19 protein-coding genes and 1 pseudogene are annotated in these 20712 nt (G+C 60.5%); 9 read left to right on the top strand and 11 right to left on the bottom strand.

The window, feature by feature from the left end; translation table 11 throughout:
* Positions 1-12: 12 nt before the first annotated feature.
* Positions 13-852, top strand: a complete 840-nt coding sequence (locus WJM78_RS17255; protein ID WP_339010800.1) for a transporter substrate-binding domain-containing protein — start codon at positions 13-15, stop codon at positions 850-852.
* Here WJM78_RS17255 and WJM78_RS17260 read toward each other — a convergent pair.
* Positions 738-2051: a sodium-dependent transporter gene (locus WJM78_RS17260; RefSeq protein WP_339010801.1), complete on the bottom strand. Its 1314-nt coding sequence runs from the start codon at positions 2049-2051 to the stop codon at positions 738-740. The two genes, WJM78_RS17255 and WJM78_RS17260, sit on opposite strands and share 115 nt — an antisense overlap.
* Positions 2052-2264: 213 nt before the next feature.
* Positions 2265-3104, bottom strand: coding sequence for an isopenicillin N synthase family dioxygenase (locus WJM78_RS17265; RefSeq protein ID WP_339010802.1), 840 nt, complete (start codon positions 3102-3104; stop codon positions 2265-2267).
* 193 nt (positions 3105-3297) lie between these two features.
* Between WJM78_RS17265 and WJM78_RS17270 the strand changes: the two genes are divergently transcribed.
* The gene (locus WJM78_RS17270; RefSeq protein ID WP_042038543.1) at positions 3298-3861 is read left to right on the top strand and encodes a DUF2799 domain-containing protein; all 564 of its coding nucleotides are present in this window, start codon (positions 3298-3300) and stop codon (positions 3859-3861) included.
* A 47-nt stretch (positions 3862-3908) separates the two neighbouring features.
* Here WJM78_RS17270 and WJM78_RS17275 read toward each other — a convergent pair whose 3' ends face one another.
* Both WJM78_RS17275 and WJM78_RS17280 read right to left on the bottom strand, forming a co-directional pair.
* Positions 3909-4730, bottom strand: coding sequence for a Cof-type HAD-IIB family hydrolase (locus WJM78_RS17275; protein ID WP_287146361.1), 822 nt, complete (start codon positions 4728-4730; stop codon positions 3909-3911).
* A 140-nt stretch (positions 4731-4870) separates the two neighbouring features.
* On the bottom strand, positions 4871-6109 hold the full coding sequence (locus WJM78_RS17280) for an MFS transporter (protein ID WP_339010804.1): 1239 nt from the start codon (positions 6107-6109) through the stop codon (positions 4871-4873).
* Between the two features lie 183 nt (positions 6110-6292).
* On the opposite strand from WJM78_RS17280, the gene WJM78_RS17285 reads away from it, so the two are divergent.
* Positions 6293-6916, top strand: a complete 624-nt coding sequence (locus WJM78_RS17285) for a helix-turn-helix transcriptional regulator (protein WP_042038547.1) — start codon at positions 6293-6295, stop codon at positions 6914-6916.
* Between the two features lie 309 nt (positions 6917-7225).
* Positions 7226-7702 carry an Lrp/AsnC family transcriptional regulator gene (locus tag WJM78_RS17290; protein ID WP_005318665.1) on the top strand — a complete coding sequence of 159 codons (477 nt, stop codon included), beginning with the start codon at positions 7226-7228 and terminating at the stop codon, positions 7700-7702.
* 121 nt (positions 7703-7823) lie between these two features.
* Here the strand turns inward: WJM78_RS17290 and WJM78_RS17295 are convergent, their stop codons facing one another.
* From WJM78_RS17295 to WJM78_RS17305, 3 genes are all read right to left on the bottom strand, one after another.
* Positions 7824-8141, bottom strand: a complete 318-nt coding sequence (locus tag WJM78_RS17295) for a hypothetical protein (RefSeq protein WP_042038548.1) — start codon at positions 8139-8141, stop codon at positions 7824-7826.
* Positions 8142-8262: 121 nt separating this feature from the next.
* Positions 8263-8511, bottom strand: a complete 249-nt coding sequence (locus WJM78_RS17300) for a hypothetical protein (protein WP_108535377.1) — start codon at positions 8509-8511, stop codon at positions 8263-8265.
* 35 nt (positions 8512-8546) lie between these two features.
* Positions 8547-8972 (bottom strand): MarR family winged helix-turn-helix transcriptional regulator, encoded by a 426-nt coding sequence (locus WJM78_RS17305; RefSeq protein WP_042038551.1) that lies wholly within the window; start codon positions 8970-8972, stop codon positions 8547-8549.
* A 104-nt stretch (positions 8973-9076) separates the two neighbouring features.
* Here WJM78_RS17305 and WJM78_RS17310 point away from each other — a divergent pair.
* The 3 genes and pseudogenes from WJM78_RS17310 to chrA form a co-directional block, all read left to right on the top strand.
* A pseudogene (locus WJM78_RS17310) lies at positions 9077-9292 on the top strand (NADP-dependent oxidoreductase); the annotation flags it as partial.
* Positions 9293-9496: 204 nt separating this feature from the next.
* The gene (locus WJM78_RS17315; protein WP_339010807.1) at positions 9497-9940 is read left to right on the top strand and encodes an NUDIX hydrolase; all 444 of its coding nucleotides are present in this window, start codon (positions 9497-9499) and stop codon (positions 9938-9940) included.
* Between the two features lie 121 nt (positions 9941-10061).
* Entirely contained in the window at positions 10062-11216 is a 1155-nt protein-coding gene (gene chrA, locus WJM78_RS17320) for a chromate efflux transporter (RefSeq protein WP_339010808.1), read from the top strand.
* Positions 11217-11294: 78 nt separating this feature from the next.
* Here chrA and msrB read toward each other — a convergent pair whose 3' ends face one another.
* The 4 genes from msrB to malQ all read right to left on the bottom strand — a co-directional run bounded on the left by msrB (position 11295) and on the right by malQ (position 18355).
* Positions 11295-11681 carry a peptide-methionine (R)-S-oxide reductase MsrB gene (gene msrB, locus WJM78_RS17325; protein WP_339010809.1) on the bottom strand — a complete coding sequence of 129 codons (387 nt, stop codon included), beginning with the start codon at positions 11679-11681 and terminating at the stop codon, positions 11295-11297.
* A gap of 68 nt (positions 11682-11749) precedes the next feature.
* Entirely contained in the window at positions 11750-13906 is a 2157-nt protein-coding gene (gene glgX, locus WJM78_RS17330) for a glycogen debranching protein GlgX (protein WP_339010811.1), read from the bottom strand.
* A complete protein-coding gene (gene glgB / locus WJM78_RS17335; RefSeq protein WP_339010812.1) occupies positions 13906-16083 on the bottom strand; it encodes a 1,4-alpha-glucan branching protein GlgB in 2178 nt (725 codons plus the stop codon). Before glgB ends, glgX begins: the two co-directional genes overlap by 1 nt.
* Positions 16084-16165: 82 nt before the next feature.
* Positions 16166-18355: a 4-alpha-glucanotransferase gene (gene malQ, locus WJM78_RS17340; RefSeq protein ID WP_339010813.1), complete on the bottom strand. Its 2190-nt coding sequence runs from the start codon at positions 18353-18355 to the stop codon at positions 16166-16168.
* Positions 18356-18701: 346 nt separating this feature from the next.
* Between malQ and gap the strand changes: the two genes are divergently transcribed.
* Positions 18702-19697 carry a type I glyceraldehyde-3-phosphate dehydrogenase gene (gap, locus tag WJM78_RS17345; RefSeq protein ID WP_042038563.1) on the top strand — a complete coding sequence of 332 codons (996 nt, stop codon included), beginning with the start codon at positions 18702-18704 and terminating at the stop codon, positions 19695-19697.
* Between the two features lie 115 nt (positions 19698-19812).
* On the top strand, positions 19813-20679 hold the full coding sequence (locus tag WJM78_RS17350) for a D-hexose-6-phosphate mutarotase (protein WP_042038564.1): 867 nt from the start codon (positions 19813-19815) through the stop codon (positions 20677-20679).
* Positions 20680-20712: the final 33 nt, after the last annotated feature.

Raw genomic sequence — 20712 nt, forward strand, 5'->3', positions numbered from 1 at the left:
ACAGGACAGTGCATGAAACGAACGCTGCTCATCGGAACACTCCTCAGCCTCAGCCTGACACTGTCGGCACAACCCTCGCTGACCCTGCTCAGCCATGAACTCGTGCCCTTTACTTACCACCATGATGGCCAACTCGACGGGGTCGCCGTTCGCCTGATCGAGCAAATACAAGATGAACTGGGAGAAACATATCCCATCCGGATTTATCCCTTCAAACGGGCCCTGGCACTGACCAGGCTTGAGCCAGGATATGCGCTGTTTGTCACCCATTGGGCACCCGAGAGAGAGCCCCTCTTTAAATGGGTAGGGCCACTGTTTCTGAATAAAGTGATCATCTATCAACCCCCGTCACCCAGACACAAACTGAAGAGCCTCGACGGCTTGCGTCACTTGCCAAGGGTCGGGGTTGTGCTGGGTAATGCCGATGACGAACGACTCACCCGCGAGGGATATACCAATCTGGTGCGCTACCAAACCGTGGACGAAGCCTTGCAGCGCTTGGTACTGGGCAAAATTGATGCATTTCCAGTCGGTGAAATGGTGCTGGATGCCACCTTGGAACAGCGAGGGTTATCACATCGCATCGTGACAAACTCAGGTGTAGTGCTTCACGAATCATGGCTCTATCTCGCCTTTTCCAGGGATCAGGATGATGCAGTCATCGCCCGTTGGCAGTCCGCGCTCGACAGAGTCAGGTTGAAAAGTGGGAAGGGCTCGCTCCCCATCAAGATCGAACCTCATATCAAGCCGCGCAACAGGATCCCGCCGATCAGTAACGGTGCCAGCCAGCGCCAGCAACCCATCACCAGGATACGCCAGTGTTGTGCCAATCCCCGGGGCAACGCCTGCTGACCCAGTTTCCAGCCCAGCAACAGGGTAAGCGCCAGCCCGAACATGGGCATCATCAGGTTGGAGGTGACAAAATCCAGCAGCTCGAAGATGTTCTTGCCAAACAGGGTCACATCCGCCCAGGGGCCGAACGACAGGCTGACGGGAATACCGTTCACCATCACCAGCGCGATGATCAGGCCGCAGGCCGCACGGCGTGACCAGCCAAAGCTCTCGCAGAGGAAGCACTGCAGATGCTCCAACAGCGAGATGGCAGAGGAGAGCGCAGCCACCACCAGCAGGGAGAAGAAGATCACCGCCAACCCCTGGCCGAATGGCAACTTCTGGAACACCGCCGGCATGGTCATGAAGGTGAGGCCCGGGCCTGCGGCGGGATCTATGCCGGTCGCCGCCAATACGGGGAATATCATCAAGCCCGCCAGCACGGCGATGAGACTCGCCAGCAGCACGACCCAGAGGCTGGAACGGCCAACCCCGTCGCTGGAAGGCAAGTAGGCACCATAGGTGGTGTGAATCCCGAGCCCGATGGAGAGGGAGAAAAAGGCCAACCCCATGGCATCGAGCACCCCGGACATGCCGAGTTTGCTGAAGTCCGGCATCAGGAAGTGGCGCACCCCGGCCATGGCATTGGGCAGGGTGAGGCCGAAGGCCACCAGCAGCAGTATCATGATGAACAGGGCCGGCATCATCCAGCGCAGGGTGCGCTCCACCCCCTGCTGCACGCCGCCCTGCACGAACCACCAGGTGAGGGCGGCAAACAGCAGGTGGGTCAGCACGGGCCAGAGCGGATCACCAACATAGTCGCTGAAGCGGGCAGTCAGTGCCGCGCCGTCTCCGTGCTGCAAACTACCCGCCAGCGCCATGCCGGTGTAACCCAGGGTCCAGCCACCCACCACGCTGTAGAAGCTGAAGATGAGCAGGCTACTGAGCAGCCCCATGGCCCCGACCCAGCGCCAGCGCTTGCCCATCAGCGCACCGAAGGCCCCCACCACACCGCGCCGGCTCAGGCTGCCAAGCAGTGTCTCCCCCATCAGTACGGCCACCCCCAGGGTGAAGCTGAACAGCAAGAAGACCAGCAGGAAGGCACCGCCACCGTTGGCGGCCGTCACGTAGGGAAACTTCCAGATAGCGCCGAGACCGACGGCGGAGCCTGCGGCGGCCAGGATATAACCGAGCCGGGATGACCATTGGGACTGCTTCATAAGAACTCCAATACAGGTGCCCACCACCTGGGCCCGAAATGGCACCCAGAGTACGGTCAGGGCCCCGCAATCACAACGCCGCTTATCGGGCTAAAACACGATTTATTGGCATTAATACCTAATTAAATTCTATTTAACGCGCTATCGTGCCAACAAATAAAAACCGGAGCGTGTTTGCTCCGGTTTTGACTGTCATGAGTGTACGTTTTGGGCCTAGATTACCCCCAGCTCCCGCAGCCGCTCCATCAGGTAGCTGTGGGCGGTGTGACGCTCGGAGAGCACCACGTCCGGCCTCGGGTGAAGGAACAGTGGCAGCGAGATGCGGGACTTGGCTTCGCTGCCGCCGGTGGGGTTGATGACGCGATGGGTCGTGGAGGGGTAGTAGCCACGAGAGGCCTCTTGCAACATGTCACCTATGTTGATGATCAGGGTGCCAAAATCGCACGGTACATCCATCCACTCACCATCAGATCCCTTCACCTGCAGGCCCGGCTCATTGGCGGCGGGCAATATGGTCAGCAGGTTGATGTCTTCGTGGGCGGCGGCGCGGATGGCGCCCGGAGCCTCGGTGCCGTCGAACGGCGGGTAGTGCAGCACCCGCAGCAGGGTCTTCTGACTCTCTTCGATCATGGAGGAGAGCGGGCAGCTGTAGTGGGCGGCGATATCAACCGGTGTGTATTGCTCCACCCAGCCCAGCAGCTCGGCGGCCAGGTTGTTGGCAAGGTGATAGTACTCCATCGCCTGCTCCCTGAGTTCTAACGGCATCTGGCCCCAGGGGTAGAGGTGGAAGTACTCCTTGATGTCCTTCTGGCTATGGCCCTTGGCCACCTCGGAGACCGAGGGTGGGAAGTAGCCATCCTGGGTCTCGCGATTGAACAGGAAATCCTGCTTCTGCTCGCTCATGAAGAAGCGATACCAGTTGTCATAGATGGACTGCACCAGCTCTTTGGGGATAGGGTGATGGGTCAGCACGCCAAAGCCGGTGGTACGCAGGGATTCGGTGAAGCGCTGCGCCGCATCGGGCGAGCGGTAATCGACGGTCAGGACTTTCATTATTTTTGTTACAGGCCAGTTAAAAGGTGGCGCAGTTTACCTTGCCCATGACCACAAGGAAAGTGAGCCCCAGCCCGTCACCAATAGTGACAAAAACATCATAAAACGGCGTCAACCAAGACCCGTCCCCACCCCTTGTCCTGACCCTGCTTCCTCACTAGAATGCCCCCATCATCCATACCGGAGCCCGTTTATGTCCCCCAAAATCCTGTTGCTGACCTTGCCTTTCCTGCTCGCCGGTTGCAGCTCGCTGTCGGAAGAGGAGTGCCGTGCCATGAGCTGGTACAACCTGGGCTATCAGGATGGGGAACAGGGCAAGACCCGTCAGGCGACCCGTGACTATGTGTCGACCTGTGGCGAGTATGGCCTCAAGGTGGATGAAGCCGAGTGGAAGCGGGGTTATGCCAAGGGGCTGGAGCTCTACTGCATTCCCGAGCTCGCTTACAGCAAAGGCAAGTCCGGCGCCGAGTATCTGGGGGTCTGCCCCAACGATGCCAGCTTCCTCACCCAGTACGATCGCGGTCGCAAGGAGTACCAGCTGGAGAAGCAGCTCAGCGAGATCAAGAGCGACATGGAGCGGACAGAGCGGGATATCGAACAGCTGGATCGGCAGATCCGCAATGAGAACGACAGCAAACAGCGTGACTACTACCGGGCCCAGCGCGAACGCGCCATCCGCCATTACGAGGGGCTGCGCCGCGACTATAACCGGATCCGTTTCCCGGATCGGGTGATCCAGTTTTCCTTCGGCAATTAATGCAAGCGGGCTCGGCCACGGTTCGCCGCGCCGGCCCGGCTTGACCTCTACGCCGGCAAGACCCAGCGCTGCAACGCCAGCGCTATGCCGTCCTCGTTGTGATCGGCTGTCACCAGGTCGGCATGGGCCTGGACATGGGGGGCGGCATTGCCCATGGCGACCGCCAGCCCCACCTGCTCGAACATGCTGATGTCGTTGTTGTTATCCCCAAACGCCACCACGTTTTCCATCCTTATCCCCTCGCTCGCCGCCCACTGGGCCAGCCGGTTGCCCTTGCTGCAACCGGGTTGCACCAGCTCCACCGCATAGGGGGCCGCCCAGTCGCGGGTAAAGGGCATCTGCTCGACCACCTCGCCCATAAAGGTGTGCAGGCGGGCAGGATCCTGATTGAACAGCTCCAGCTTCCAGATCGGGTGCGTCAGCCAGCTCGCCAGATCGTCCGCAGGCAGCAGGGAGATCTTGAGATGATCCGGCTGATTGGCCGACCAGTGGCGTATTCGGGTCACGTGATCCTCGCAACCCAAGTAGCCGATCCCGTCGCTCAGGTGAAACAGGGCCCCCATCTGCTGCGCCTCAACCTCTCTCAGCAGTGCGGTGAGCGGCGCGACGGCCAGTGGATCGCCCGCCAGGATCCGATCCTGCGCCGGATCATAGAGATAAGCGCCATTGCTACAGATGATGGGGGTATCGAGGGCCAGCTCGTGGTGGAAGGGGCGTGCCGTCATAAAGTGGCGCCCCGTCACCAGCAGCACCTTGATGCCGTGGGCGCGAGCTTGCGCCAGTGCAGCCCGGGTTGCCGACGAGATCTGGTGATCCCGGGTCAGCAGGGTGCCATCCATATCCAGCGCGATGGCCTTGTACTCACTCATAGCTCCTCCAGCCTCAAACAAATCAGCAAAGAGCCTTACCGTCCCAGACCCGGCGCCCCGATGCAAGCCTTGCCCGATAGCGGATCGCCGAACTGTGATCTGACTGGGGCACACGGCAAGTCCCTCGCGTCCACGGCTCCTCAACCCGGCTCGACACAGCTCGCCAGACGCTGGCGTCGATCAGCCCGTTTGCGCAGACCGTAGAAACCGAGGGCACAGAGCAGGCCAGAGATCGCGGCCAGATAGAAGGGCCACTCTGTCCCTGCCAGCAGCACCAGACTGCCCACCAGCACGGCCAGGATCTCGCTGCCTACCGCCAGACCACGGTAGATCCCCATCGCCTGCCCCTGCTGCTCGGCGTGGCTGCGGTTGGAGACGGCTACCGAGGTCGCCAGTTCCCCCAGGCTCATGCCGATCCCTGCCGGAATGAAGGTGAGTGCCAATCCCCACCAGTGATCCGGCAGCACAAACATCAGCATGCCCGCCGCCATCACCAGATGGCCGACGACCCCCAGGCTGCTGCCACGCCAGTGACGGGCGAGGCGGGATCCCAGCCAGGATCCCAGCATCATGGGCACGCTCACCAGCACGGCCGCCTGCGCCAGCTGGACCGGATCCCAGGCCAGCCGCTCCACCAGCCAGACGTTGAAGTAGGTGAAGTAAAGCTGCACGGCCCCGTAGCTGAGCAGGGTCAGCACGAAATAGGGCAACAGCGCCGGTTGCAGCAAGAGCTGACGGGAAGAGAGCGACGGCGCCTGCTGGCTGGGGGCAACCGGGGCCTTATTGGGCAACAACCAGAGCACCAGCAGCAAGTTGACCAGGGTCATGGCCACCGCCAGCCAGGCGGCCAGACTGTAATCCCCCGATACCACGGCGGCATAACCCCCTATCATGGGGCCAAGCACCCAGCCCAGGTTCATGCCTATGTTGATCCAGGTGAAGCTGCGGGCCTTGGTCTTGGTGGTGCTCATATCAGCCGCCATCGCCTGCACGATGGCGATGTTGCCATTGAAGAATCCCTCTACCGCCCGGCTCAACAACAACAGTGGCAAGGATCGCCAGGCGATCCCCAACGCCATCAGGGCATAACCGACCAGCACGCCAACCAGACAGACTGTCAGGATCGGCTTGCGGCCGTGGCGATCGGAAAGCCGTCCCAGCCAGGGGGATCCCACCAGCTGAAACAGCGGATAAAGCCCCATAATGACACCCAGCCACACCTTGCGACTCCAGTCAGACGCCTCTGGTGTCAGCATACCCTGCGCCGGATCCAGCATCAGTGGCGCCAGCACGGGCGAGGGCAGGCTGAAACCCGCCACCGCCAGCGTCACCGTCATCACCAATACCCAGAGGGTCGCCTGCCCCTTGATCCCATCCATGTCAGCCCCATTAAATAAAGTTTTTGGTTTATTTATATTGAGCAGGGCACGCCATTAAGTAAAGCGAATTATTGATTTAAAAGAGGCAGCTCGCCATAATGGCACCATGAACCTTCGTACTGACAAGATCCTATTGCGATACCCCGGATCCTTGGCGTACCTGTCGATAACGGGAAGCCCTCAATGAACGCCAGCACCGACAAGATCCTGTTCCTGCTCAAGAGTCACGGGCCCCAGAGCGCCGCCACGCTGGGCGAGCAATTACAGATGACCTCCATGGGCGCCCGCCAGCATCTGACCGCGCTGGCATCCGAGGGCTGGGTGGGATTTCGTGATGAGGCGCGCGGCCGTGGCCGCCCGGTGCGCTTGTGGCATCTGACCGAGCAGGCCTGGCAGCGCTTCCCCGATAGCCACAGCGATCTGACCTTGCAGCTTATCGACAATATCCAGCAGCTGTTTGGCGAAGTGGGCATGGAGCGGCTGATCCAGCAGCGGGAGCAGCAACAGCTGGGCCGTTATCAGGCACAGCTGACCCAGCCAGCGCTGGCTGACAGGCTGGCCGCCCTGAAAGAGCAGCGCACGCGAGAGGGCTATATGGCGGACATGCGCCAGGAGGAGGATGGCAGCTGGCTGCTATGGGAGAGCCACTGCCCGATCTGCGCGGCGGCGCGTGCGTGCCGCGGTTTCTGTCGTAGCGAGTTGGCGCTGTTTCGCCAACTGCTGGCACCCGCCGGGGTGGAGCGGGAGCAATACCTGCTGGACGGGGATCACCGCTGTCTCTACCGCATCACGCCGCCGAGCCCTTGATCGCCAAATGCCAGAAACAACAAAGCAGGCGCCGGGATGCCTGCTTTGTTGCCTTCGGGGGAGGGGGTGCTCTCGTTCCAGCCCGTCGTTTCCCGATAAGGTCTGACGGCTGATGGGGTTGGTGACCCGGTAAGGTCCTTCACCACAGAGACCCGGTCAGGTATCTGCTTTGCCACCGGAAGATGTAACCATAGTATCCCTCCCTGCGCGGTGAGTGGTTGCGAAGTAGCATGTCTTTTCAGTTGTTTTTGCAATAGTTCACCCTTAATCTAGGAAAAGTGAATTAGTAATTGCAACGAGGAACGGAGAATGCTGAAACTTGATCGCATAGACAGGCATATTCTGGAGTTGATGCAGGAAAATGGCCGCATCAGCAACCTGGAGCTGGCCGAGCTGGTCGGGCTCTCCCCCTCCCCCTGCTCCCGCCGGGTCAAGGCGCTGGAGGATGCCGGTCTCATCGATACCCACGTTACCCTGCTCAACGCGCGCCAGCTGGGGCTTACCCTCACCGCTTATATCCATATCTCCATGGACAGACACACGCCGGAACGGTTCGAGAATTTCGACAAGGCCATCAAGGAGTTGCCAGAGGTGCTCGAGTGCGACCTCATTACCGGCAACGACGCCGACTACCAGCTCAAGGTGGTGGTGCGGGACATGGAACACTACCAGCACTTCCTGCTGGACAAGCTGACCCACATTCCGGGCGTGACCGGGGTGCGCTCCAGCTTCGTACTGCGTCGCATCAAGCACAAGACGGCGCTGCCGCTCAATCATCTGGGGTAGGGTCGCCAGCGGCCGTGATGGCAGAGCGGTACTCTCTCTGCCATCACGACAAAACCGATAACAAAAAGAGGAGGCTCAGGGCCTCCTCTTTTTCATTTTTGCTTGCTGGATGGCACGTCTGTCAGACCGCAACCTGGCTGACATCCTGCACCTGCAGCAGCCAACCGGCCTGCTCCTGCTGGGGCTCACCGCTCACCCGCAACCGCTCGCCAGTGGGTACCCGCTGCCCCTGGGGCAGAGAGACCAGCAGACTCTCGCTGCCATTGTCGAACAGCCAGCGGTCTTCGCCCAGCGGCTCGATCAGATAACCTTCCATCTCCACTCTGGACTCAGCTTGCCAGGATGGCGCTACGGAATCTCGGCTCTCGATGAAATCCCCCTGAACACCAAAACTGGATAGCCCCCACAGAATGGAGAGCCCGACCAAGGATGTTTGCATCTTGTCTCTCCTCTTTTGGAACTGTGGGGCCAGTATGGGAAGAGAAAACTGAGTGCACCATGAATAAGATGACAAAGTGCAGGCGAGATCGCGAAAAAACCTGGTCAGCTGGCCAATTTTGTCATTTTATGGCGTCTGGATCACACGGATTGGCGGCATCATCTACTATCCGTCCACCTCTTGGCTGATTCGTCCAACTGGCCACTCCGCCATGCTCCGCGCAGATCCCCTCTTCGACCAGGGCCTGGACCTGGGTACCGTCCTTGCAGATCGCCTGCCAGGCATCATCGTCTATCTCCATCAAGGGCGTATCGGGGCCGGAACTACAGGCTGTCAGCAACAGGGTAAACAGGGGCAACAGAATTTTCATGGGGTGGATCCTCAGACTGTATGGGTTGGCCGCACTCAGCGCCCCAGTTGCGCAGAGATACGATCGCAGAGCTGCTTGAGCTGAGCCAGCTCAGCATCGGCTAAATCCACCTGATTGCGCAAGTTGTCCGCCAGACAGCACTCTTTAACCTCCTGCTGCAACTGGCGCCCAGCCTCGGTCAGACCGATGCATTTTTGCCGCTCATCCTCGCAGGAGATGGTGCGGGTCAGCCAGCCCTTGCTCTCCAGCCGCTTGACGATGGGGGTCAGGGTCCCCGCATCCAGCCCAGTCTCCTGGCCAATCTCCTTGAGACTGACCTCATCTCGTGCCCACAGCGACAGCATCACCAGGTACTGGGTATAGGTGAGATCCAGCCGGTCCAGCAGTGGCCGGTAGGCGCGCATCACGGCATTGGAGGCACTGTAGAGGGCAAAACAGACCTGTTTTTTCAATTCACTCATGGGGGCACCTCGCTGACAAGTGGGGCCAGTATACCCCAGTAAAATTGGGGACCGAATAATTTGCACGCAAAACAGTTGCCAGTCTCCACATTCAGGATTGGCCTGAATTTATCCGCCAACGCCTCACCATGCAGGAGCTCATCGTATTCGAACACTGGCAGCGCTACGGCGAGTTTCTGGCCGAGGTGTCCCCGGCCGTCGACACCGGATCACGCCAGGCTGAAGCGACTCTCTATCAGGGGCTAGCCAGCATGCCGCAGGCCTTCCTCGGTCTGTTCGAGGGATGTCACACCGGCAAAATGCGGGTCAAGCGGGACTGAGTCACCGGACTGATCCATCACGCCGCAGACGACTTGCATGACGGGCCCAGCCGCCCTAAAGTGGGCCCGTTTTTATGGTGCAATACGCCGTTTCAGCAAGGATCCTTGCATATGTCCACTCTCTATCCCCGCGTCGGTGGTCGATGATAGTGCCATCTTGACCAACCCGTTTGCCCCGCTTCATCCCAGCAAGGAGCTTTTCTTATGTCTACTCCCTATCCCCGCGTCGGTGTCGGCGTTATCTTGACCAACAGCCAGGGCCAGGTGTTGCTTGGCAAACGCAAGGGCAGTCATGCCCCCTACTGGTCCATCGCTGGCGGCCATCTGGAGCTGGGTGAGAGCTTCGAATCGGCGGCGATCCGGGAAGTGGCCGAGGAGACGGGGTTCAGGATCAGCAATCCCAGCGTCATCGCCGTCACCAACAACCTGGAGACCTGGCGCGAGAGCGGGCTGCACTACATCTCGGTCACCCTGCTGGCCCGGGTGGAAGGGGAGCCGCAACTGCTGGAGCCGGAAAAATGCGAAGGCTGGGTCTGGTGCGATCCCCGCGACCTGCCAGAGCCCCACTTCGATGCCAGCCGCCAATCAATCGCCTGCTGGCTGGCCGACCGTTGCTACCTGCCTCAACCAGGCCAGCCGACAGTGTGACCATTGCCTGCTGACTGGCAGTACGCTGCTCTCTGCCAGCCACCCCGATTTGTCATAAAAAAGTCACCGCTTTGTCATATCATCCCAACCGGGTCTATGAAGACAACGAGGAGGTGAACAGGTGGGGCAGGTATTCATTCAATTTCTGTGGTTGGGCTGTGTCAGCTTCGGCGGGCCCGCCGCCCATATCGGCTATTTCCAGCGCACCTTCGTCGAACGGCTGGGCTGGCTGAGTCAGGCCGAATTCGCCCAGCTGCTGGCGTTGTGTCAGTTGCTGCCGGGCCCAGCCTCCAGCCAGCTCGGCTTCGCCATCGGCCGCCACAAGGCAGGCCTGGGCGGGGCACTGGCCGCCTTCCTCGGCTTTACCCTTCCCTCCTTCCTGCTGTTGATGGCCGCCGCCATCGGGGTGGGACAACTAACGGCCAACCTCTGGCTGGATGCCGCCCTGCACGGCCTCAAGTTGCTGGCGTTAGTGGTGGTCGCGGATGCTGTGCTCACCATGAGCCGTCAGTTCTGCAAGACGGCGCTGGCCCAGGGGATCATGGTGGCAACAGCCGCTGCGCTCTGGTGGCAACCCGGGCTCTTGACCCAGCTCGGCCTCTTGCTCGGCGCCGCCCTGCTCTGTGCCCGCGTCGGGGAGTCGCAAGCCCAAGGCCCACAGCCCTCGCCTGCTCAGCCATTATCGATGCGCCAGCCCCACTGGCCCACCCTGCTGCTGTTTGCCCTGCTGTTTGTCGGCCTGCCGCTGCTGGCCACTGGCCCCGCCAGCCAGCTGGTCGCCGACTTCTACCGGGCGGGTAGCCTGGTGTTTGGCGGCGGCCACGTGGTGCTGCCTTTGCTGCAAGAGAGCGTGGGCCACACCCTCAACGAGCAGCAGTTTCTGACTGGCTACAGTCTGGCCCAGCTGGTGCCCGGCCCCATGTTCACCCTGGCCACCTATCTCGGCGCTCAGCTGCTACCAACCACGCCGCTGGCAGGAGCCCTGCTGGCGACCCTGGCGCTGTTCCTGCCCGGCTTTTTGCTGTTGTGGGCCCTGGGGCCTTGCTGGCAGGGCTGGCTAGCCCGCCCCCGGTTGGCAGGGGCCGTGATCGGCATCAACGCCGCCGTGGTGGGCTTGCTGTTGGCTGCTCTCTATCAACCGGTGTGGCAGAGCGCGGTACAGGTGCCGACCGATCTGGCGCTGGCCGCCGTCGGCTTCTATCTGTTGCGAATATTGAAGCTGCCCATTCTGGCCATTGCCGCACTGCTGGTGGGGGCCGCCATGCTGCTGGCCTGAACCAGATGGTGGGTGATGCACCATAAAAAAACGGCGCCTCCGTGATGGGGCGCCGTTTTTCATGTTCAAACTGGTCGCTCAGGCCTCGGGATCGAAATCCAGACTCAGACTGTTGACGCAGTAACGCTGCCCGGTCTCGGTCGGCCCGTCGGGAAAGACGTGCCCCAGGTGGGATCCGCACTGGCTACAAGTGATCTCCACCCGCTTCATGCCGTGGCTTCTGTCCTCTGTGTAGGTCACTGTGCCCTCGATGGCCCGATCGAACGAAGGCCAGCCACAGCCGGAGTCAAACTTGGCTCCTGAGTGAAACAGCACGCTCTTGCAGCAGACGCAGAGATAGTCACCACTCTTGCGATTGTGGAGCAGGGCGCCGCTGTAGGGGCGCTCTGTGCCCTTCTCCCAGCAGACGTGAAACTGCTCGGCGCTCAGTTTGCTGCGCCACTGTTCCGGATTGTTACTGCTCATACCGACTCCTTGCCATCCATACCAGCGCCCAGCATAGCGGCTCCGTAAAGCTGACTCCAGCATGCGTCTTACGCTTTGCCCGCATCTGTGATCGAGGTGGCAGCCAGCTCCTCACCGGATGCAGGGATAATTTCCTGCAGCGGTGGCTGGGCATCTTCCGCCGTGCTGGCCAGTGCCACCCGCTCCAGCAGCTTGAGGGAGTGGGCGCGGCCGACCGCCACTTGCCGCTTGATGTCATCGGGCAGGAAGGGGAGGCCATCGTTGGTGGCGGTGTCGATGGTCTGGATCCACTCCAGCCCTTCCCCCGGCGGCGGCAGGCGGAACTGGATGTCGTAGTCGCTGGCGTTGAACAGCACGTACCAGCGCTCGCCGACACAGTCGATCATGCCGATATCCATGGCAAACGCCTGCCCCATGGGGGCGTGCCAATCCTGATCGGTGAGCTGGTGGCCATCCGGGTGATACCAGTTGACCTGATGGCAGCTGGTGGCGGCGCCGTTCCAGCTGTCGTCGCTCAGTTGCAGGTTGGAGAAGACGCAGGACTCCGCCCGCAGCGCCATCATCTGCTGGGTGAAGGCGAACAGCCGCTCGTCCTCCGGCCGCCACTGCCAGTTGACCCAGCTGATCTGGTTGTCCTGACAGTAGGCGTTGTTGTTGCCAAGCTGACTGCGCCCCATCTCGTCGCCAGCGAGGAAGTGGGGGGTGCCCTGGGAGAGCAGCAGGGTGGCAATCAGATTGCGTTTCTGTTGCTGGCGCAGGCTGTTGACCCGCGGATCCAGGGTCGGCCCCTCTACCCCGTGGTTATAGGAGAGGTTGTTGCCGTGACCATCCCGATTGTCTTCACCGTTGGCCTGATTGTGGCGCTGGTTGTAGGAGACCAGATCCTCCAGGGTAAAGCCGTCGTGATAGCAGAGGTAGTTGACGCTGGTGTGGGGGGATCGCCAGTTTTTCGGGAAGATATCCCGCGAACCCACCAGACGGGTGGCAAAGTCCCCCATCTTGCCCGCATCGCCCCGCCAGAAGGAGCGCACCGTGTCGCGGTAGCGGTCGTTGATCTCCTGCCACTGGCTCGGGAACTGACCCAGCCGATAGCCGAAGGGGCCGATATCCCAGGGTTCGGCGATGAGCTTGACCTGTGACAGCACGGGGTCGGCCATCACCGCCTTGAAGAAGGCACCCATGGGGTCGAACTCCCCTGCCTCCCGCGCCAGCGTCACCGCCAGATCGAAGCGGAAGCCGTCCACCTGCATCTCGGTGACCCAGTAGCGCAGGGCATCGAGCACCAGCCGCAGGGTGTTGGGGTGATCCAGATTGACGCTGTTGCCACAGCCGGTCACGTTGGCGTGACGGGTGTAGTCCGGGCCGTGGGGGCCCGCTTCGAAGGCGTAGTAACCGGCGTTGTCAAAGCCCTTGAACGAGAGGGTGGGGCCATCGAAGCCAGAGGCGGCGGTGTGGTTGTAGACCACATCCAGAATTACCTCGAGCCCGGCCCGGTGCAGCTCGCGCACCATGGTCTTGAACTCGGTCACCGCCTCGTCTGCCTTGGTGCTGTAGCGCGGCTCCGGGGCGAAGAAGGCGATGGGGTTGTAGCCCCAGTAGTTGGTCAGCCCCAACTGCTCCAGTCGGGGTTCCGACATAAAAGCCGCCACCGGCATCAGCTGCACCGAGGTGATGGCGAGGCTCTTCATGTGCTCGATAACCAGCGGGTGACAGATGCCAAGGTAGGTGCCCTGCAACGCTTTGGGGATCCCTGGGTGCTGCTTGGTAAAGCCCTTGACGTGGGTCTCGTAGAGGATGGTGCGGGCCGGGCTGATCCCGGGTTTGCCAACCCCTTGCCAGTCAAAGCTGTCATCCACCACCACCGACTTGGCAATCATGTCGGCACTGTCACCCTGATAGAGGGCCTCATCCCAGTAGGTGGGACGACTGAGCGCCCTGGCGTAGGGGTCGATCAGCAGTTTTTGCGGATCGAACAGCATCCCCTCCTGCGGGGGGCCATAGACCCGATAGCCATAGCGTTGACCGGCCTGTACGCCGCGCACGTAGCCAAAGCGATACTGGCCACGGCAGCCGGGCAGTTCCAGCCGCATCAACTCCTGCTCCTGCTCGTCGTACAGGCAGAGCTCCACCTTGTCCGACTGGGGGGCCCAGACGCAGAAGTGGCAACCGTTCTCGTCAAGGCGGGCCCCCAGCGGGTGGCCCACCCCTTTTTCCATTACAAGCATCAAGACTCCTGTTTGATGAACAAGGTCGCCAGCGGCGGCAGATCCAGCACTATGCTGTGCGCCATCCCCTGCCAGGGGGTCGGCTCGGCAGCGAACACCAGACCTACATCATAGTTACTGCCCCAGTAATACTCGCTGTCGGTGTTGAGCACCACCCGATAGTGGCCCGCCGCAGGGACACCGACCCGATATTCGAGACGGGGCACCGGGGTGAAGTTGGCCGCTACTACTATGGCCTGCTTGCCCTCTTTGTCGGCCCGCAGCCAGGCAAAGATGCTGTTGTCGGCATCGTTGTGATCCAGCCAGCGGAAGCCGGTCTGCTCATAATCGGCCTGATACAAGGCAGGCTCATGACGATAGAGGTGGTTGAGATCGTGGATCAGGCGCTGCTGACCGGCATGCTTGGGATATTGCAGCAGGTGCCACGGCAGCTGGGCATCGTGGTTCCACTCGTTGCTCTGGGCGATCTCGGTGCCCATGAAGTTGAGCTTCTTGCCCGGGTGGGCATACATGAAGCCCATGTAGGCGCGCAGGTTGGCCGCTTGCTGCCACTCGTCACCGGGCATCTTGTAGAGCATGGAGTGCTTGCCGTGCACAACCTCGTCGTGGGAGAGCGACAGGATGAAGTTCTCGTCATAGTGGTAAACCATCGAGAAGGTCATGTCGTTGTGGTGGTAGCGACGGTGAATAGGCTCTTTCTGCATATAGGTGAGGGTGTCGTGCATCCAGCCCATATTCCACTTGAAGCCAAAACCGAGACCGCCGAGGAAGGTAGGACGGGAGACACCGGCAAAAGCGGTGGACTCTTCGGCTATGGTCATGGCGTGGGGATACTTGCCGTAGACCTCTTCGTTGGTCCATTTCAGCAGGCTTATCGCCTCGTAGTTGTGGTTGCCGCCATCGACGTTCGGTACCCACTCACCGGCGTTGCGCGAATAGTCCAGATAGAGCATGGAGGCGACCGCATCCACCCGCAGGCCGTCGATGTGGAACTTGTCGAGCCAGAACAGGGCGCTCGCCACCAGGAACTGGCGCACGGTGTCGCGGCCGAAGTCGTAGATGTAGGAGTTCCAGTCCGGGTGCCAGCCACGGCGCGGATCTTCATATTCGTAGAGCGGGGTGCCGTCGAAGCGGGCCAGACCGTGGGCATCGGACGGGAAGTGGGCGGGTACCCAGTCCAGAATGATGCCGATGCCTGCCTGGTGGCACTGGTCGACGAAGTATTTGAAATCATCAGCGGTGCCGTAACGGCTGGTGGGGGAGAACATGCCTACCGGCTGGTAGCCCCAGGAGCCGCTGAAGGGGTGCTCGGAGACCGGCAGCAGCTCGATGTGGGTGTACTCCATCTCCTTGACGTAGGCGACCAGCTCCACTGCCAGCTCGCGCCAGCTCAGGCTGTCGCCGTTGGGGTGGCGTTTCCAGGAGCCGACATGCAGCTCATAGATGGAGAGCGGCTGCTCGCGCTTGTCGTTGTGCTGACTGGCGATCCACTCGGCATCCTGCCACTGGTATTGGGCGTGGTCATAGACCACGGAAGCGAACGACGGATACTGTTCGCAGTAGAAGCCGACCGGGTCGCTCTTGTGGGGCAGCCGGTTGCCCATGGGGTCTTTGAGCTCGAACTTGTAGCGATCCCCCGCCTTGAGGCCCGGCACAAACAGTACCCAGTGGCCGCACAGGCTGCGCTGCATCGGGTGGCGACGGCCATCCCAGAAGTTGAAATCGCCGATGAGGCTCACGGCGGTGGCGCTCGGTGCATAGACCGCAAAACGCACCCCTTCTACCTGTTGACCGAGATGCTCCACGGTGCGCAGTTGGGCGCCAAGGGTGTGGTAGAGGTTTTCCGGCTGGGCGGTCAGTTCGGCCAGGCCTGCCCAGGCGGCATCCTGAAACTGATAGGGGTCGATGACCTCGGTGGTGGCATCTTGGTAGCTGGCGAGCAGCTGGTAGGGGAAGGTGTTTTTGCGGCGGGTGAAAACAGTTTCAAAAAGACCCGATTCATCGGTGGGCGCCAGGGTGGCAACAACTTTGCCCGACTTGAGATCCTTGACGCGAACTTCGAGGGCATCAGGCAACCAGGCGGTCAGTTTGAGGCCGGGCCCATCCGGATTGGCCTGCAGGCCTAAATGAGAGAAGGGATCGGAACAGCGGGCAGCAACCAAACGTTCAACGAGCATCGAGATTTCCTTTCATGACAGAGCATCCACTCCGGCCGGGGCCGGAGTGGATTGAGGTGAGTGCGCTGTGGGAGACAGCGTCTCAACGACTGGCCTCATCACGGGCTTGGCTCATCTTGCCAGCCAGTGCCTTGAGTGCCTCATTGGCAAAAATATCTTCCAGGTCAGTGGAGAGCTTGCGGCGCCAGTTGGGGTATTGATAACTGGTACCCGGTACGTTGACCGGTTTGTCCATCTCCAACCAGTCTTCCAGCTGGGTACTGAACAGGGCGCAGCTGCCGCGGGACATGTGGATCTGCAGACCGTGGTTGAGTTCGGTGTTCATGCCGACCCAGTTCACGTCTTGACTGACGCTGTCAGAGATGACGCCATGAGCATGCAGGCTGTCGAGGATCCGCTGTTTTGCCTGATGGCGATCAGCATACAGGGTCTTGAGCACGTCTTCATCCGGATACAATTTCAGCTCGCGGCCCAGCGCCAGATCGTCGCAATGCCAGAAGCCCTTGAGGGTCGGCATGTCGTGAGTGGTCAGGGCCGACATCGCCTGCTCGGTGTAGTGAGCAGGGGAAATGAAGCCCCCATCGGCCTTGGATCGCTCGAAGAAGAACACCTTGTAAGAGTGAACGCCGTTCTCTTTGAGCGTGACGTCTATGCCTTCGGGCACAGTGCCCAAATCTTCACCAATCAGCAGGCACTGATTGCGGTGGGATTCGAGCGCCAGGATCCCCAACAGATCGTTGACCGGATAGTAGATGTAGGCCCCCTTGGCGGCGGACTCTCCGGGCGGCACCCACCACAGGCGCAGCAAGGCCATCACGTGATCGATGCGCAGCGCGCCGCAGGAGCGCATGTTGGCGCGGAACAGATCCACCATGGGCTGATAGCCCGCCTCGAACAGCTGATTCGGGTTCATGGGGGGCAGGCCCCAGTTTTGGCCGAGGGGACCCAGGATATCGGGTGGCGCCCCGACCGAGGCTTTCGGGCAGTAGAGATCCCGGTTGGCCCAGATCTCGGTGGAGCCTTCAGAGACCCCGACCGCCAGATCCCGATAGATCCCCATCACCATACCGGCGGCCTTGGCGCGGGCATCGGCGTGCGCCAACTGCTCATCGGCCAGGAACTGCAGGTAGAGATAGAAGTTCACGTCCTGCTGGTGCGCGGCGACCCAGGTGGCCACCTCGGGGTTGTGGTAATCGCGGTACGCATCGGGCCATACCGGCCAGCCCCAGGCATTTTCGCCCTTGCCATAGAAGTAGGCCTGCAGGGCATCAAAGGCCGCCTGCTGTTGCAGGCTGTCGCCACCGGCAGCCACGAAGGCATCGAAGTTGGCCTGGCGCTCGGCACTGAAACTGGCCTGGTCGAACACCTGACGCAGCATACCGATCTTGGTCTCGATGACGCCGGTGTAATCCACGTTGCTCTTGGCGCGCAGCTCACTTAGGTGCTGCTGGAACGCCGGGTTGGCTACCTCAGCCTTGAGATGATCGTTGGCCAAAAACTCGGGCACTACCTCCACGTTGATGTAGGCCACATTGAGCCAGCGACGGGACGAGGGGCTGTAAGGGCTGGCACTCTCAGGGTTGGCAGGATAGAGGGCATGAATGGGGTTCAGGCCGACGAAGTGGGCTCCCCAGGCTGCGGCTTTCTCGACCAGCTGGCCGAGATCGCTGAAATCGCCTATGCCCCAGTTGTGGCGGCTGCGCAGGCAGTAGAGCTGCACGCTCGGGCCCCACACTTTGCGGCCATCGGCGATGGGAGCCTGCTTGTAACAGGATTTGGGCGCGACGATGAGACGCATGCTGGCGAGCGGCTCATCGTTGCCCTCCTCCAGCAGGGTCAGCTGGTGATAACCCAGTTCAGGCTGCACATTCAACGCCACGCGATAGGCCTGGCACTCCATCTCTTCGAATTCTGCGACGCCTACCAGCTCACCCTCGATGGGGGTGATTTGGCCGGACAACACAGTCCCCTGTTCCAGCGCTAGCTGCCAGCTGAGGGCGTCATTGACGAAATCGATGGGCAAACGTACGTCGAGGGTAATGGGCTCACCGCTGCGAACTACCATCACGGGATCCAGCGCGCGCAGCCAATGCTGACGATGCTCCTGCTCCAGCTGCTGCGTCAGGGCTACTTCGTCATCGACGCGATAACCCATTGCGCCCAGCATGGCGGCCTTGCTCTCTTCGGATACCTGGGCCGAGTGGCCCCAGGCGTCAACATACTCACTGGCAATGCCTTTGGCGGCAGCCAGATGTTCAATCAGGGTGGTCATAGTTTGAGAATTCCCGCTGTGGATTCTATCTATACTATTTTGATTAATTTTTTATGGGTGGTACTTGAACAATGGCTCTTTGGCCATGCTGAACCGCGCACATTTTTACACATCTGCCTAGCTGGTTGTGTGACCGAACAGGCACTATTGTTGATCTCTGTGACGCGAACCAACCGATGACATTTTCGACAAAAGTTGGTAGTCAGTTACATAAACCGAAAATAAATTTCACAGTTTTTCATGATTTAGCGCAATTTCAGACAGAATGTTGGTTGACTCATGGGGGAGTTCTAGTAAATTTACAAACGGAATTTTCTTTGACTACTGAACAGTTAGGTAACCAAATATGACTATCAAAGTAGGTATTAACGGTTTTGGCCGCATCGGCCGTTTCGTCTTCCGTCTGGCCGCTGAGCGTACTGACATCGAAGTGGTTGGTATCAACGACCTGATCGACGTTGACTACATGGCTTACATGCTGAAGTACGACTCCACTCACGGCCGCTTCAAGGGCACCGTTGAAGTCAAAGACGGCAACCTGGTTGTCAACGGCAAAACCGTACGTGTTACCGCTGAACGTGACCCGGCAAACCTGAAGTGGGATGCCATCGGTGTTGACGTTGTTGCCGAAGCCACCGGTCTGTTCCTGGACGACGCGACTGCTCGCAAGCACATCGCTGCCGGCGCCAAGAAAGTTGTTCTGACTGGCCCGTCCAAAGACGCTACCCCTATGTTCGTCATGGGTGTTAACGACGCGACCTACGCTGGTCAGGACATCGTTTCCAACGCTTCCTGCACCACCAACTGCCTGGCCCCGATCGCCAAGGTTCTGAACGATACCTTCGGTATCGAATCCGGCCTGATGACCACTGTCCACGCTACCACTGCTACCCAGAAGACCGTTGATGGTCCGTCTGCCAAAGACTGGCGCGGTGGCCGCGGTGCGGCTCAGAACATCATCCCGTCCTCTACTGGTGCTGCCAAAGCTGTTGGCGTTGTTATCCCGGAACTGAACGGCAAACTGACCGGCATGGCCTTCCGCGTACCGACTCCGGACGTATCCGTTGTTGACCTGACCGTCAACCTGAAGAAAGCGGCTACCTACGCTGAAATCTGCGCAGCCATGAAAGCAGCCTCTGAAGGTTCCATGAAGGGCGTGCTGGGCTACACCGAAGATCAAGTGGTCTCCACTGACTTCCTGGGCGAGCGTCAGACTTCTGTGTTCGATGCCAAAGCCGGTATCGCTCTGAACGACAAGTTCGTTAAAGTTGTATCCTGGTACGACAACGAAATGGGCTACTCCAGCAAGGTTCTGGACCTGATCGCTCACATCTCCAAGTAATTTGGGATGCGCAATCAAGTAGCTTGAAAAAGGCGGCCATTGGCCGCTTTTTTGTATTCTGGACCGTGGATTTTCCGACCCTCTCTTCTGAATGTGCGCGAGCACAGGAGTCCTCATGCAACCGACACGCTCTCTGACTGCCCACTGTATCCTCAGCCATAATGCCGCTGGCCTGCCCCTGCTCTCCATCGACAATGGCGATGCAAAGGCCGAGATCAGCCTATTTGGTGCCCAGGTGCTGCACTACCAGCGCCACGGCGAACCCGCCTCGCTCTGGCTCAGCGACAAGGCCGTGCTGGACGGCAGCAAGCCCATCCGCGGTGGCGTTCCAATCTGCTGGCCCTGGTTCGGCCCGGCCCCCGCCCGTGTCGGCAGCGGCAAACCGTCCCACGGCTTCGCCCGCACTAGCCTCTGGACCCTGGACGGTGTCTCTGATCACGGCGATGGCACGCTCGTCCATCTCTCTCTGCGTGATAACAACGCAACCCGTACCCTCTGGCCCCACCCCTTCGAGTTGGAACTGGACGTCCTGGTCGGCAAGGAGCTCTCGCTGGTGCTGACGACTCGCAACACGGGCAAAGCCCCCATCGCCTACAATGCCGCCCTGCACACCTATCTGCAGATTGGCGCCCCGGAAGCCGTCAGCGTGATCGGACTGGGTGAGCCTTACGCAGACATGCTGACCGGCCAGGATGCGCAGCAGCAGGGTGCGCTGACACTCACAGAGGCCATTGATCGGGTCTACCACCAACCCGAGGCCATGATCCGGGTTGAGGATGGCGATCGCACTACTCAGGTGGTCAGCGGCAACCACGACAGCATTGTGGTCTGGACCCCCTGGCAGGAAGGCGCCACCGCCATGGCTGACATGAGCAACGACGGCTACCGCACCATGCTCTGCGTCGAAGCAGCCATCACGGCCGAGGCAGGCGTAGTCATAGCACCGGATGAGGAGCACAGCCTCTCTACCGTGATCCTCTGATCTTCACGGCACTCATAACAAAAGAGGGCACCC

Origin of the sequence: Aeromonas popoffii (assembly GCF_037818705.1) — a bacterium.
In the GTDB taxonomy this organism is placed as follows: Bacteria; Pseudomonadota; Gammaproteobacteria; order Enterobacterales; family Aeromonadaceae; genus Aeromonas; species Aeromonas popoffii.

Excerpts from the sequence above, each read along its gene's own strand:
- WJM78_RS17255 (WP_339010800.1), top strand. The coding sequence starts at position 13 with ATGAAACGAACGCTGCTCATCGGAACACTCCTCAGCCTCAGCCTGACA.
- WJM78_RS17260 (WP_339010801.1), bottom strand. The coding sequence starts at position 2,051 with ATGAAGCAGTCCCAATGGTCATCCCGGCTCGGTTATATCCTGGCCGCC.
- WJM78_RS17265 (WP_339010802.1), bottom strand. The coding sequence starts at position 3,104 with ATGAAAGTCCTGACCGTCGATTACCGCTCGCCCGATGCGGCGCAGCGC.
- WJM78_RS17270 (WP_042038543.1), top strand. The coding sequence starts at position 3,298 with ATGTCCCCCAAAATCCTGTTGCTGACCTTGCCTTTCCTGCTCGCCGGT.
- WJM78_RS17275 (WP_287146361.1), bottom strand. The coding sequence starts at position 4,730 with ATGAGTGAGTACAAGGCCATCGCGCTGGATATGGATGGCACCCTGCTG.
- WJM78_RS17280 (WP_339010804.1), bottom strand. The coding sequence starts at position 6,109 with ATGGATGGGATCAAGGGGCAGGCGACCCTCTGGGTATTGGTGATGACG.
- WJM78_RS17285 (WP_042038547.1), top strand. The coding sequence starts at position 6,293 with ATGAACGCCAGCACCGACAAGATCCTGTTCCTGCTCAAGAGTCACGGG.
- WJM78_RS17290 (WP_005318665.1), top strand. The coding sequence starts at position 7,226 with ATGCTGAAACTTGATCGCATAGACAGGCATATTCTGGAGTTGATGCAG.
- WJM78_RS17295 (WP_042038548.1), bottom strand. The coding sequence starts at position 8,141 with ATGCAAACATCCTTGGTCGGGCTCTCCATTCTGTGGGGGCTATCCAGT.
- WJM78_RS17300 (WP_108535377.1), bottom strand. The coding sequence starts at position 8,511 with ATGAAAATTCTGTTGCCCCTGTTTACCCTGTTGCTGACAGCCTGTAGT.
- WJM78_RS17305 (WP_042038551.1), bottom strand. The coding sequence starts at position 8,972 with ATGAGTGAATTGAAAAAACAGGTCTGTTTTGCCCTCTACAGTGCCTCC.
- WJM78_RS17315 (WP_339010807.1), top strand. The coding sequence starts at position 9,497 with ATGTCTACTCCCTATCCCCGCGTCGGTGTCGGCGTTATCTTGACCAAC.
- msrB (WP_339010809.1), bottom strand. The coding sequence starts at position 11,681 with ATGAGCAGTAACAATCCGGAACAGTGGCGCAGCAAACTGAGCGCCGAG.
- glgX (WP_339010811.1), bottom strand. The coding sequence starts at position 13,906 with ATGCTTGTAATGGAAAAAGGGGTGGGCCACCCGCTGGGGGCCCGCCTT.
- glgB (WP_339010812.1), bottom strand. The coding sequence starts at position 16,083 with ATGCTCGTTGAACGTTTGGTTGCTGCCCGCTGTTCCGATCCCTTCTCT.
- malQ (WP_339010813.1), bottom strand. The coding sequence starts at position 18,355 with ATGACCACCCTGATTGAACATCTGGCTGCCGCCAAAGGCATTGCCAGT.
- gap (WP_042038563.1), top strand. The coding sequence starts at position 18,702 with ATGACTATCAAAGTAGGTATTAACGGTTTTGGCCGCATCGGCCGTTTC.
- WJM78_RS17350 (WP_042038564.1), top strand. The coding sequence starts at position 19,813 with ATGCAACCGACACGCTCTCTGACTGCCCACTGTATCCTCAGCCATAAT.